The organism is Aestuariibius sp. HNIBRBA575 (assembly GCF_040932005.1).
Classification (GTDB): Bacteria; Pseudomonadota; Alphaproteobacteria; order Rhodobacterales; family Rhodobacteraceae; genus CANLNM01.
Genome location: NZ_CP162414.1, coordinates 2496786 through 2509600, shown reverse-complemented (window position 1 = coordinate 2509600; position 12815 = coordinate 2496786). Strand labels below are relative to the sequence as shown.

The following is a 12815-nucleotide window of genomic DNA, read 5'->3' as shown; positions in this document are numbered from 1 at the left end:
GAAGCTCCTTTTGGCGGGAAACGCGGGGCAGCTTTGCAATATAAAGTGGATTTATCGAATTTGTGACGGGGAGAAAACGAGTATTTGCGCCAGCAAAAAGCAACCTAGCGTGACGTGGGCGCGTTGGTGACGAAATAGGCGGTTTCGAACCAATGTTCCTGAAGGTTGGGCGTGTCGCCGATGCGGTCAATCACCGCAAACAAACCGGGATCAGACAGGGGGGTCAGAACCCCATGCCAGATATTGCGGTGCAGATTGATGCCTTGGCTGGGCGCGGTGCAAAAGGCGCGCGGCGTGCCGGGCTGGCCGTTTTGATCCGGGGCGACAATGACCAGAAACGGGTTCTGGTGCAGGGGCAAGAATGCCTGTGATCCGTCGGGATGCCGTTCCATCATGTCAAGCCGATACGGCAGATCGCGTGGCTGGGCGTTAAAGATGGAAATACCGGCCCGCGCATCGCCCATATCCAACGCGGCGCGGTCATGATGACGTCCGCACAGCCCTTGGTTGATGAGTAGATCCGGATCGCCAGAGGCATCCAGAACATCCCCAAACGGGGCAAAAGCAGCAGCGGAAAGGGGTTCTATCTGGATCATGTCAGGCTGAGCTTGGGGTGGCGGTTCACGTCTTTGTAGAGAAGATAGCGAAACGGTTCGTCCCCGGTTGCGATACAGGCCTGCGGGCAAAACGCACGCAGCCACATGAAATCGCCGGGGCCAACATCAACCCAATCGGTGTTCAACAGATAACGGGCAGTGCCCTGCAGCACATAAAGCCCGTGTTCCATCACATGGGTTTCAGCAAAGGGAATACGCCCGCCGGGCTGAAAGGTGACGATATTGGCGTGAAAATCATAGCGCAGATCGCTTGGATCCAGAAACCGCTGGGTGCCCCATTTTCCATTTGTGTCAGGCATCATGGTGATGGGCACATCATTGTCATGCAGAACCACCGGGTCAGGGGCGTCCAAACCGGGGGCGGCTTGGTATTGTTTGCGCAGCCAATGCAGGCCACATGGCGTTTGGCCGGTATTTTGGATCGACCATGTGATCCCGGCTGGCAAATAGGCGAAACTGCCCGGTTTCAGGCTGTGTTTTTGCCCGTCGATATTCAGTTGGGCATGACCTTTGGCAACAAACAGCACGGCTTGGGCTGTGGCGTCAGGTTCGGGCGTGTCGCTGCCACCGCCGGGGGATAATTCGATCGCATATTGCGCAAATGTTTCGGCGAAACCTGTCATGGGACGCGCCAATATCCAGGCGCGCGTATCCTGCCAGCCCGGCAACAAAGACGTCACAATATCGCGCATGGTCAGGGCGGGGATCACCGCATAGGCATCGGTGAAAATGGCGCTGCCTTCGGGGTTTACGTCCTGCGCAGGCAGGCCACCAAGTGGGAAAGCATAGGTCATAACAAATCCATCAATCGAAGGCGGGCAATGCGTTCAACCTGTTTACAGGCATGGGAAAACTCCGTTTCAGTGTCGTTGTTCACGCGCAGTTCAAAAGCGGACAGAATACTGGATTTTCGGTGATCACGAACGGCGATGATAAATGGAAATCCGTGTTTTTCGACATAAGCTTGATTGAGCTGCGTGAATTTTTCGCGCTCATCATCGGTCAACAGATCCAATCCTGCACTGGCCTGTTCTGAGGTGCTTTCATCGGTGAGACGTTTGGCGGTGGCCAGTTTGCCAGCCAGATCGGGATGGGCGGTCAGAACACCCAACCGTTCCTCATAAGAGGCGGCGCGGAACACACGGCAAAGGGCGTTATGCAGGCCAATAGCACTGTTATGGGCTGGGCCCAGTTCCAGATCAAATGCACGATCCGCAACCCAAGGGGAATGTTCAAAAACGCCCCCAAACGCTTTGACAAAGGCGGTGCGATCCATGTCAATCGGGGCGATAGCACTGGGTCGGGTGCTGCGCGGGCTGGGATGATGGCGGGCCCAGTGCGCGGCAATGTCAGCGCGGGTTGCGAGCCACGCCCCGCCGCGATGTTTTATGTGATCCAAAAACTGTATCAGACCGGCAATTTTACCGGGCCGCCCAATCAAACGGCAATGCAGGCCAATCGACATCATTTTGGGCGCGCCGGCCTGACCTTCGGCCAAAAGAACGTCATAGGCGTCACACAGATAGTCGCCAAATTGGCGCCCAGTCACATAGCCGGGGGCGGTTGCAAAACGCATATCATTGGCTTCGAGCGTGTAGGGGATGATCAATTGGTCGCGATCCGGAAAGGACATCCAATGGGGCAGATCATCATCGTAAGTGTCTGATATATAGTCAAATTGTCCCGTCTCGGCGGCCAGTCGCACGGTGTTTTCCGAGCAACGCCCAGTATACCAGCCCCGTGGCGGCGTGCCGACCACTTCGGTGTGAAGCTTAATCGCGGCGGCGATGGCGGCGCGTTCTTCGTCCTCGGGCATGTCTTTGTGTTCGACCCATTTCAGGCCATGTGACGCGATTTCCCATTTTGCAGAGACCATGGCTTCGACCTGTTCTGGGCTGCGTGCCAATGCAGTGGCCACCCCATAAACAGTGATCGGGATATTGCGGCGTTTGAACAGATTATGCAGCCGCCAGAACCCGGCCCGCGCCCCATAATCATAGATCGATTCCATGTTCCAATGCCGCTGGTCCGGCCATTGAGCCGCGCCGGGAATATCAGACAAAAACGCCTCAGAGGCGGCGTCGCCATGCAACACACAATTTTCGCCACCCTCTTCGTAATTCAGAACAAACTGAACCGCGATTTTGGCCTGTTTGGGCCACGCCACTTTGGGGGGCGTTGCGCCATAACCGGTCATATTGCGTGGGTAACGCTGGGGCATCTTTGGCTCCTGGTTGATCTATTTGACTATGCAGTCAAATTTCAGTCTTGCAAGCGCAACCGATGCGCCCGAACATGGGCTGACCATTCTGGCCAACCACCTTAATGACATAACGCATCTCGCGGACCACGCAAGAGATGCAACCTAGATGCAAACACGGAGGCCCACATGTCGAACGGATATCTGACCACTCATGTGCTGGACACAGCGCGGGGTATGCCTGCCCAAGCGCTGCGGATTGAACTTTATCGTTTGACGGGCGGACGTGAAAAACGGGCCGATGTGATGACCAATGCAGATGGGCGCACGGGCGCACCGATCATTGACATCGCAGATTTTGAACTGGGCGATTACGAACTGGTTTTTCATGCCGGGGATTATCTGCGTGGCACGGGCCAGCCCCACGGGTTTTTGGATGAAATCCCGATCAAATTCACCATGGATCAGCACGATCATTACCATGTGCCGCTGTTGCTATCGCCGTTTGGCTATTCAACCTATCGGGGGTCATGATGTACGATTTTGCATTGTTGATGCATTGGCTGGAATTCGCCGTGCGCTGGCTGCATGTCATCACCGCGATCGCGTGGATTGGGTCGTCGTTCTATTTCATCGCGCTGGATCTGGGCCTGCACCGGGATCGCAATCTGGCCTCTGGTGCGGATGGCGAAGAATGGCAGGTTCATGGGGGCGGGTTTTACCACATCCAAAAATATCTGGTGGCCCCTGATCAAATGCCCGGCGGGCTGATCTGGCATAAATGGCAGAGCTATTGGACATGGATCAGCGGCTTTATCATGCTGACGCTGGTCTATTATCTGGGCGGCGAGTTGTTTTTGATCGACCCTGACGTGCTGGATATCGCGGTTTGGCAGGGGGTGTTGATATCGCTTGGATCACTGGGATTTGGCTGGCTGGCCTATAATTTCCTGTGTGACCGGTTTGTGAATGTCAATCAAACCACGCTGATGGTGGCATTGTTTGGGCTGCTGGTGGGCATGGCACTGTTTTATACCAACGTGTTTTCAGGCCGCGCCGCCCTGCTGCATCTGGGCGCGTTTACCGCCACAATCATGAGCGCAAATGTGTTTATGGTCATCATTCCCAACCAGAAAATTGTGGTTGCGGATCTGATGGCGGGCCGCACGCCGGATGCCAAATACGGTAAAATTGCCAAACAGAGATCGACCCATAACAACTATCTGACTTTGCCGGTGTTGTTTATGATGTTGTCCAATCATTACCCGCTGTCATTTGCCAGTGATTACAATTGGTTGATTGCCGCTCTGGTGTTTCTGATGGGGGTAACGATCCGCCATTATTTCAATTCCATCCATGCCCGCAAAGGCAATCCGCATTGGACATGGGGGGTGACGATCATTCTGTTTGTGGTGGTGGCGTGGCTGTCTTCGCCACGCGCCTATGTCTATTCCGAGGAAGAGGCAGAATTGACCGGAATGGCGGCGCACTATGCGGCGGCTGATGGGTTTGAAGAGGTTGCAAACATCGTTTTGGGGCGTTGTTCGATGTGTCATGCGGCCGAACCAGCCTGGGGAAATATCCTGTGGCCCCCCAAAGGCGTGATGCTGGAAAACCGGGCGCAAATCGCGGGCATGGCGCGGGAAATTTACCTGCATGCGGGTGCGTCTGACGCAATGCCCCCAGCCAATGTCAGTTGGATGGAGCCCGAAGAGCGCGCCGCAATAGTACGCTGGTTTCGGGATGCCCAAAGCTAAACGGCGCGCCCGAAGCACGCCGTTTTGTTTGAATATGTGACCCCGAAAAACCCGATCAGAGCGGTTGCCAATGCACCCCTGCGGCAGGGATGGTGACGCCGTTCCACGTGACGGGTTCGGGGCCGTAATTGAACAGGAACCGATGGGTATCCGTGTCGCGCAGGCGCAAATCGCGGGGCAAATCATGGGTTTGCACACCAATTTCTGCGCACAATTCGGCAAAAATCCGATCCAATGTGTCATCTGACAGCCATCCCGCCAGATAGCGCAGTTTTTGCGTGCCTTGGATCACGGCCTGCCCGGATTGCGTGGTTTCCAGCACCTGCGCGTCGCCTTCTAGCTGTTCGCACCAGTGCAGCACCGCGCCGCCACCGGTCAGTGGGATGGATGCGTTGGGTGGCAGGCTCTCGGTGAGGGTCACGGTCACGTCCAGCCCAGACAGGTTGGGCCCCATCGGGGTTGGGATCGCCATGTCGGCAGATTTTGTATCCGTGCGCGGGCCAAGCAGGGCCAAACCGTCAAAGGTTTCAAACGCATGGCGCAATCCGTCCGACAACGACATCACGCCGGGGGCCAGAACCAGTTTGTAGGCGGATAGATCAGCGGCGTCCGGTGGCAGAATGTCCACGTTCAGACCCAACCGACGCAACGCGCGATAAAAGGCAAAGCCAAGGCGGAACATGTCAAAATCAGCGCCCTGAGGCTGAGCCTGCCAGGCCCATGCGCTTTCATAATCAAACACCAATGCCACATCGGCACGGGCGGTTCCGACATCCGGCAGCGCTGCGAATTCGTCAGCAACCTGGCGGGCTTCGGCCAAGGCGGGGGCGTCTGCACTGTCGGGGCGCAGCAGGCCGGCATGGTTTTGTTCCTGCGCAAACGGCGCCTGACGCCAGCGGAAATAACACACGGTTTCTGCCCCATGGGCGAACGCTTCCCATGCCCACAGGCGGGCCATGCCGGGCAGGGGGGCGGCATTGTAAGGCGCCCAATTGACCGGTCCGGGTTGCTGTTCCATCACCCACATACGCCCGCGGCCAACGGCGCGGTAAATGTCGTGATGAAACGCTTGGTTGTCCGGATCGCCCTGACGCAGATAGCGCAGTTTGTGCTCTTCTGTGCCTTCCAGCCGATCTGACAGGAACCCAATTGGATAGCTGTCCCAAGATGCAATATCCAGATCCGCGCCGACTTTGTAATGATCAAAGCTGACCTCGCGGCCCATGTAATTATGGATCAACGGTGCGCTGGAATGGGCACGGATTTCATCGGCTTGAATGCGATTAAATTCAACCACCATGTCCGATGAATACCGATAAAAATCAAGCACATGCGACGGGTTTGGTTCTGTCACTGTCAGGTTGGGCAAATCCACCTTTTCAAAGGCATCATATTCCATAGACCAGAAAATATTGCCCCAAGCGCGGTTCAGGGCGTCGGTGCTTTGATATTTTTGGGCCAGCCAGTTTTGGAAGCCCAAACGCGCCGCATCAGAATAGGATCGGGTGGTGTCATGACAGGCATATTCATTGTCGGTTTGCCATGCGACCACATGCGGATTGCTGCCATAGCGCTGGGCAAAAAGCCGGGTGATGCGACGGGATTCTTCGCGATATCCAAGATGGGAAAAACAATAATGGCGACGCGATCCGAATTTGCGTGGGCGGCCCTGTTCATCCAACGGAATCATGTCGGGGTGTTTTTCCAGCATCCATAACGGCGGCGTGGCGGTGGGCGTGCCAAGGATCACCTTTAGTCCGGCGCGGCCCAGCACATCGATCGCGCGGTCCAGCCAATCAAATTGCAAATCACCGGGGCTGGGTTCCAAACGGGACCAGGCAAATTCGCCAATGCGCACCCAAGTCAGACCCGCTGCGACCATCCGTTTGGCGTCAAGCGCCCATATATCCTCGGGCCAATGCTCGGGATAATAACAAACACCTAATGTGCGTTTCATGTTGAACCTCTAGAGAATGACGCGATGTTCGGCTTGGCCTATGGCATCAACGTCGACGGCAAATGTTTTACCGTTATGGGGGTTTAGGCTATTTTCGATGCCTTCTGCGGCGGATGTGCAGAACAGGGTTTTTAGATCATTTCCGCCAAAGGCCGGACAGGATGTCTGGGTGGCAGGAAAACCAACAGCTTCGATAAATTGGGCGTTCTGGTCATAACAGGCCACGCGGTTGGCACCCCATTGGGCATTCCAGAACCGGCCCTGTGCATCGATCACAGCCCCATCAACCCCCCAAGTTTCGCCGCGCGCATCCAGCCAGACAACAGCGTCGCCCACAGGCCATCCGTCGCCATCCAGTGCCACACGCATCACACGTCGATCCAACGTGTCGACGTAATAGGCAAAATCACCATCCGGGGCAAAACAGATCGCGTTTGTGATGGTGATGTCGGGGATGATTTTACGAACTTCGCCGCGATAATAGCGATAGATCGCACCGGCTTTGTCCTCAGCGTTGAACCCCATCGTCCCGATCCAGAACCCACCATAGGGGTCGGCGCGGCCATCATTGGACCGGGTGATCGGATTGTCCGCCTCTAGCGGGGCAATGAGATCGGATTGACCCGTGGAAATCGTGAACAGCGACAGCGCAGATTGCGAGGCAATCATCATCTGATCGTCATTGACCCAACCTGCCGCACTGACACATTCGTCAAACTGCCAGTGCTGCCCTTTGCGGTGCAGGCATTTGGACAGAATGTCGAACCAGAAAAATTCCTGCCGTTCTGGGTGCCATAACGGGCCTTCGCCCAATGAGCAGATTGTGTCGTCGTAGATCATCCAAGCGCCTCGTCATAGGCGGCGACGATTGTTGCCGCGCGTTCGGCGATATCTGATATGGACATCCCGGATTTGTAAATGGCCGATCCAATGCCAAACCCATCCGCAGAAGCTTTGATCCAAGTGTCAAAATTATCCGGACCTGCGCCGCCAACGGCGTAAACTTGGGTGCCTTTGGGCAGGATGGCGCGAATGGCCTGAACGCCAGATGGGCCGATGATGGATCCCGGAAAGATTTTAAGCCCATCCGCACCGGCCTTCAGCGCCGCAAAACATTCGGTTGGGGTCAAAACGCCGGGCCAGCTTTGCATGCCCAATTCTTTGGTTTTGGCAATGACATCTGTGTCGCAATTGGGGGACACGATCAATTTGCCACCGGCGTCATACACGTTTTGCACATCCTCGACGGTCAGAACGGTGCCCGCGCCGATCAGGGCCTGATCGCCATAGGTATCCGCCATCAATTTGATCGAAGTCAGCGGGTCTGGCGAATTCAATGGCACTTCGATCCGGTCGATCCCAGCCTTGATCAGCACATCGGCCGCGGCCAGCGCGTCATCCGGGGTGATACCACGCAGAATGGCAATAATATTGCGGGTCATAATGTGTCCTTTAGGGTTTGATAGGCGGCAGTCAGGCCTGCCAAAGTCATGGCGTCGCCACAGGCGCGGGTCACGGACAACCCTTGCGCGCTCAGGGCTTGTTCATAGGCGTTCGAAATACCGGATGCGCCGATCACAACCACCTGTTGGCCCAGCCAATAAGGCTTGGTTGCCGCCAGTTCGGCACCAATCAGCATGCCGGACAATTGCGCCCGTGTTTCGGCTCCGTCTTTGCCGAATAACAGATCATTGGCACGCAGCCCAAACAGCCGACTAGCCAACCGATCAGGGCGCGAAATGGTGTCAGAAACGGCATCGGCAAATGCCGCGTCGTCCCATCCTTCGCCGACCGAATGGCGCAGCACGGATTTGTTGGCCAGCAACGAAAACAATTCCCCCGTGACCAAAGTCTGAAAGCTGACGATTTCGCCCGCGCTGATATGAGCCCATTTGGAATGGGTGCCCGGCAGGCATAAAACCCCATCAAAATCAGGGTTTTCCAACAGATATCCTGCGATCTGGGTTTCCTCGCCCCGCATCACATCCGCGGGTTTGTTTTGCTTGATCCCGGGGATAACCCGCACCGATAAATTGGCGGCAGGGGCGGTCACCATATTGGGGCTCAGAGGGGGGCAAGGGACCGCCTGATAGGGGGCCTCGACCCAGCCCTGACGTGAGCCAACCATGCCACAGGCAATCATGGGGCAGCTGATATCCCAGCCGTCACACAAGCTTTCTAATGTGACTTCGAATTCGTCCTGCGCCAATTTGCCCATGCCGCGATCGGATTGCCGATGATCCAACACATTATGGGTGTCAGACATGGCCCAAACGCGCAAATGCGTCGTGCCCCAATCAACGGCGATCCATGCGGGCTGGGTCATATCAGCTCTCCTTCGATGACCCACATTCGGTCAGGAAACGACCAAGGCAATGTGAGCCCGTGATTCATCAGGTATCGCCCCGACAAAATCACATCATTGGTTTTGAGGATTTGATCCCCGCGCGACAGGCGCGGTGCGTCATCCCGGTTTTTCAGCGTAATCTTGTATTTTGCATCTGGCGTCAAACGGGTCAGCGGCAAGGGACGTGGCGCGATTTGGCGGGATGTTTCCGCTTTGCCGGCAAACACCACAAACCGATCCCCATTTTCTGACAATTGCTGTTCGGCAATCACTGCGTCATCCGCAGAATCAAGGCGCAGAATATCGGCCTTTTCCATCCAGTGACGGTTGGCCTTCCACCATGCGGTGACGTCCTGTAGGACGCTGACTTCGTGGTCGGTCAATTCACGCGGGTCCATTTCGAACCCCATATGACGTTGCGCGGCCACCCATGCGCGGAATGAAATATCTAGAACCCGGCCCGATGTGTGGCATTCGCGTGGACCCACATGGGACCCGGTGACCGATAGGGGCAGAAACAGCGCGGCATTGTGCTGAATTTTCAGACGTTCCAGCGCGTCATTGCTATCAGACAGCCAAACCCGTTGGGTGCGTTCCATAATGCCAAAATCAATCCGTCCCCCCCCAGAGGCACAGCTTTCGATTTCCACGTTTGGATAGGCGGCCCGCAGGCGATCGATCAATGCATAAGAGCCACGTGTCTGGGATGCTTCGGGCATCGGCAACACGCGGTTATGGTCCCATTTGATATAATCGATGTCATATTCGGACAGGATCGCGCCGATATGTTCAAACAGGAAATCCCGCACTTCGGGCAGGGCCATGTTGATGGCTTTTTGCTGGCGGCCAAGGATTTGATCTTCGCTGCCCAAGGCCCAATCGGGATGGGCGCGATAAACGTCACTGTCCGGGTTGATCATTTCGGGTTCAAACCAGATGCCAAATGTCATGCCTTGGGCATGGACGTGATCGATCAATGGCTGCAACCCGTCGGGATATTTGCGCGGGTCGACCTTCCAATCGGACAGGGCGACGGTGTCATCGTCGCGCATGCCAAACCAGCCATCATCCAGCACAAACCGTTCTGCCCCCAATTGGGCAGCGCGGGTTGCGATGTCGCGCAATTCGGGAATGTTGTGATCGAAATAGACCGCTTCCCAGCAATTGTAATGCACCGGGCGCGGGCGATCCGGATGGGGCCACGTGATAACACGGTCGCGCAGGTGCCGCTGATAGGCCACAGCGCACCCATTCAGACCGTCATCGGAAAACACCGCATATAGCGGGGCAGAGCTGAATTCAGTCTGCGCGGCCATTTCGGACCGAGCGGCATGGCCAAACTGAATTTGGCGACGCCCATCGGGCAGTTCTTCGGCAACCATACGGTGGCCACCAGACCAGCCATAATGGAAGGCATAGGCATGGCCGCTGGCATTTGTCGCGCCACGGCAGGGCACAATAAGGCCGGGGAAATGTTCATGCCCCGTGCGACCAGTGCGGTTTTCGCGGTAACGAATACCGGCGGACCAAGCCGTGCGGTTCATCTGAAATTCGCCACACCAACGACCGGCAAAATCGATCATATCGTCGGATTGTTGCGGGGCGGGCAAAACCGGGGCGGCCAACCAATGCAGATGCACTGGATCGGCGCTGCGCAGGTGGGTCTGCGCGGTGATCATATGGGTGTCCTGATCAATCTGAAACGCAAATTCCAGCGTCAGATCGTTGGACTCATCGCGATAAATCAGGGTCAGGGCGTCACCGCCTGTTTCTTCGCCTAAATAACAGAATTTGGGCAGGATCGGCGTGCCGTTTGCCGCGCGCAGGATCAGGCCGGGCTGCCCGGGAAATGTCCGGGTGGATTCTGGGCATAGGGAAATCTCTGGATTTTCGTCCAGCATCCCGCCTGTCACATCAATCGCATGGGACAGGAACAGGGTATCGAGGTCTTCGTCGTCCGGAAGCCTCGGCCCCCAATAGACCACCTCTGGGAGGCGAGTCCGTTTGGAACCGAGGACAAGAGTTTGACGGCCATCATCAAGGCGCCAGGTTTGGATCATTATTTGACTGCTCCGAGGGTTAGTCCGGCAATGAAATGCCGTTGCATGAGGAAAAACATCGCCACAGGCGGCAGGGCTGCGATGATCGAGCCTGCAGAGAGCATGTGATATGCGACGCCGAATTGCGCGTTAAAGCTGGTGATACCGGCCGTTACGGGTTGTGCAGAAGGACCTTGGGTCAGAACTACGGCCCAGAAAAAGTCGTTCCAGATGAAGGTAAAGATCAGCACCGACAAGGCGGCGATCGCAGGTTTCATCAAAGGCAGTACGATGTACCAGAAAATGCGCCATTCTGCGATGCCTTCGACGCGGGCCGCTTCGATCAATTCGACCGGCAATGCCCGGATAAAGTTACGCATGAACAAGGTACAGAACCCGGTTTGAAACGCGATGTGGAACAGAACCAGCCCGGTTTTGGTATTATACAGCCCCATATCAATCGTCAGATCGCGCACAGGTACCATCAGGATCTGAAACGGGACAAAGTTCCCAGCGATGAACAAAAAGAACACGGCCAGATTGAACCGGAATTTATACACGCCAAGCGCAAATCCGGTCATGCAGGACAGGGCCACCGCACCGATCACCGTCGGAATGGTGATCATGAACGAGTTTAGCACATAACGGGGCATGGGGCTGTCGGTGAACACCCGCATATAGTTTTCAAAACCGGCAAATTCAGACGGCCAGTTCCAGTATTCGCCACCGGCAAAATCCGCCGCGGGTTTGACAGAAAAGATCGCAACCGCCAGCAAAGGCAACAGCCACAGGATGACAGCAACAGGAAGCAGACCTTGGTAGGTGATCTGCCATGTGCGGGATGTTTTTTCGAGAGGTGTCGGAAACATGGATCAGCGCCCCTTTTCGTCTTGGTACATGGACCACAGGAAATAGCCGATAAAGCACAGCATGATGAGGAACAGGACCACAGCAATGGCCGCGCCATAGCCCATCCGGAACCCGTATTCTGACAGGGCCTTTTCGAACATGTAGAAACTGAGAACCCGGGTCGACCCAAACGGCCCCCCGTTGGTCATGATCGAAATCAGATCAAACGACCGCAGCGCGCCAATGATGGTCACAACAAAGGCAATGAACGTCGCCGGTTTCAGTTGGGGAATAATTACATGCCACAACATGCGCGATCCTTTGGCGCCGTCCAAACGCGCGGCTTCGATCTGTTCAGGATCCACCGAATTCAACCCGGTGAGGTACAAGATCATGCAATAGGCCGTCTGCGGCCACAGACCCGCAGCGATAATGCCGTAGGTCGCCAATTTGGGATCGCCAAGTACGTTGATTTTGCCCATGCCAAACACGGCCAAAACTTCGTTCAACAGACCACCATTGGGCAGATAGAACCAGCTGAACACCAGACCAACCACCACTTGGGATATCACAAACGGAAAGAAAAACAGTGATTTATAAAGCCGAATGCCCCGCACGTTCTGGTTCAGAAACAGCGAAATCAGCAGACCTGCGGGGATCGCCAGCAGATATAGGATCAACCATTTAAAGTTGTTGATCAGCGAAATTTCAAACGCGCGATCCTTAAATAGGTCGGAATAGTTTTTCAGCCCGACATATTCGGGAACGCCCAGACCGTCCCACTTGTAAAACGAAACCCGAAAACTTTCTGCGATCGGATAAACCACGTAAATCACAAAGAAAATGATCCCCGGCAGCAAAAACAGCCACGGGGTGATGATCATTCGGTTGCGATGCAACCAGTTGTCCTTTTGATAATCGAGAGATGCGTTTGCCATCTGGTCCTCCTCAAACGGTCGCAAATAGAAGCCACAGGGATGCGTCGTCCGGTGGTGGCTTTTAGCTGAGGCCGTGATGTTCGAAAGGGTCAACCGGTGCCGTGCTGCGGT

The 12815-nt window shown here is 55.7% G+C and carries 12 protein-coding genes; 2 read left to right on the top strand and 10 right to left on the bottom strand.

From position 1 onward, the window contains the following. Nucleotides 1–104: 104 nt before the first annotated feature. The 3 genes from AB1F12_RS12625 to puuE are packed head-to-tail and all read right to left on the bottom strand — an operon-like array spanning nucleotide 105 to nucleotide 2838. Nucleotides 105–596 carry an ureidoglycolate lyase gene (locus tag AB1F12_RS12625; RefSeq protein ID WP_368184729.1) on the bottom strand — a complete coding sequence of 164 codons (492 nt, stop codon included), beginning with the start codon at nucleotides 594–596 and terminating at the stop codon, nucleotides 105–107. Further along, nucleotides 593–1411, bottom strand: coding sequence for a bifunctional allantoicase/(S)-ureidoglycine aminohydrolase (locus AB1F12_RS12620; RefSeq protein WP_368184728.1), 819 nt, complete (start codon nucleotides 1409–1411; stop codon nucleotides 593–595). Before AB1F12_RS12620 ends, AB1F12_RS12625 begins: the two co-directional genes overlap by 4 nt. After that, nucleotides 1408–2838, bottom strand: a complete 1431-nt coding sequence (puuE, locus tag AB1F12_RS12615; RefSeq protein WP_368184727.1) for an allantoinase PuuE — start codon at nucleotides 2836–2838, stop codon at nucleotides 1408–1410. Before puuE ends, AB1F12_RS12620 begins: the two co-directional genes overlap by 4 nt. Before the next feature lie 168 nt (nucleotides 2839–3006). Here puuE and uraH point away from each other — a divergent pair, with 168 nt between their 5' ends. Continuing rightward, on the top strand, nucleotides 3007–3351 hold the full coding sequence (gene uraH, locus AB1F12_RS12610) for a hydroxyisourate hydrolase (protein ID WP_368184726.1): 345 nt from the start codon (nucleotides 3007–3009) through the stop codon (nucleotides 3349–3351). Then, nucleotides 3351–4574, top strand: coding sequence for a urate hydroxylase PuuD (locus tag AB1F12_RS12605; RefSeq protein WP_368188363.1), 1224 nt, complete (start codon nucleotides 3351–3353; stop codon nucleotides 4572–4574). The genes uraH and AB1F12_RS12605 overlap by 1 nt, the downstream gene beginning before the upstream one ends. 55 nt (nucleotides 4575–4629) lie before the next feature. Here the strand turns inward: AB1F12_RS12605 and AB1F12_RS12600 are convergent, their stop codons facing one another. The 7 genes from AB1F12_RS12600 to AB1F12_RS12570 are packed head-to-tail and all read right to left on the bottom strand — an operon-like array spanning nucleotide 4630 to nucleotide 12704. Next, a complete protein-coding gene (locus AB1F12_RS12600) occupies nucleotides 4630–6531 on the bottom strand; it encodes a beta-galactosidase (RefSeq protein ID WP_368184725.1) in 1902 nt (633 codons plus the stop codon). A 9-nt stretch (nucleotides 6532–6540) separates the two neighbouring features. Further along, on the bottom strand, nucleotides 6541–7371 hold the full coding sequence (locus AB1F12_RS12595) for an SMP-30/gluconolactonase/LRE family protein (protein WP_368184724.1): 831 nt from the start codon (nucleotides 7369–7371) through the stop codon (nucleotides 6541–6543). Beyond that, nucleotides 7368–7973: a 2-dehydro-3-deoxy-6-phosphogalactonate aldolase gene (locus tag AB1F12_RS12590; RefSeq protein ID WP_368184723.1), complete on the bottom strand. Its 606-nt coding sequence runs from the start codon at nucleotides 7971–7973 to the stop codon at nucleotides 7368–7370. Before AB1F12_RS12590 ends, AB1F12_RS12595 begins: the two co-directional genes overlap by 4 nt. Further along, nucleotides 7970–8857 (bottom strand): 2-dehydro-3-deoxygalactonokinase, encoded by an 888-nt coding sequence (locus tag AB1F12_RS12585; RefSeq protein ID WP_368184722.1) that lies wholly within the window; start codon nucleotides 8855–8857, stop codon nucleotides 7970–7972. The genes AB1F12_RS12590 and AB1F12_RS12585 overlap by 4 nt, the downstream gene beginning before the upstream one ends. Beyond that, nucleotides 8854–10938: an alpha-galactosidase gene (locus tag AB1F12_RS12580; protein ID WP_368184721.1), complete on the bottom strand. Its 2085-nt coding sequence runs from the start codon at nucleotides 10936–10938 to the stop codon at nucleotides 8854–8856. The genes AB1F12_RS12585 and AB1F12_RS12580 overlap by 4 nt, the downstream gene beginning before the upstream one ends. Continuing rightward, the gene (locus tag AB1F12_RS12575; RefSeq protein WP_368184720.1) at nucleotides 10938–11786 is read right to left on the bottom strand and encodes a carbohydrate ABC transporter permease; all 849 of its coding nucleotides are present in this window, start codon (nucleotides 11784–11786) and stop codon (nucleotides 10938–10940) included. The genes AB1F12_RS12580 and AB1F12_RS12575 overlap by 1 nt, the downstream gene beginning before the upstream one ends. A gap of 3 nt (nucleotides 11787–11789) precedes the next feature. After that, nucleotides 11790–12704 carry a carbohydrate ABC transporter permease gene (locus AB1F12_RS12570; protein ID WP_368184719.1) on the bottom strand — a complete coding sequence of 305 codons (915 nt, stop codon included), beginning with the start codon at nucleotides 12702–12704 and terminating at the stop codon, nucleotides 11790–11792. Nucleotides 12705–12815: the final 111 nt, after the last annotated feature.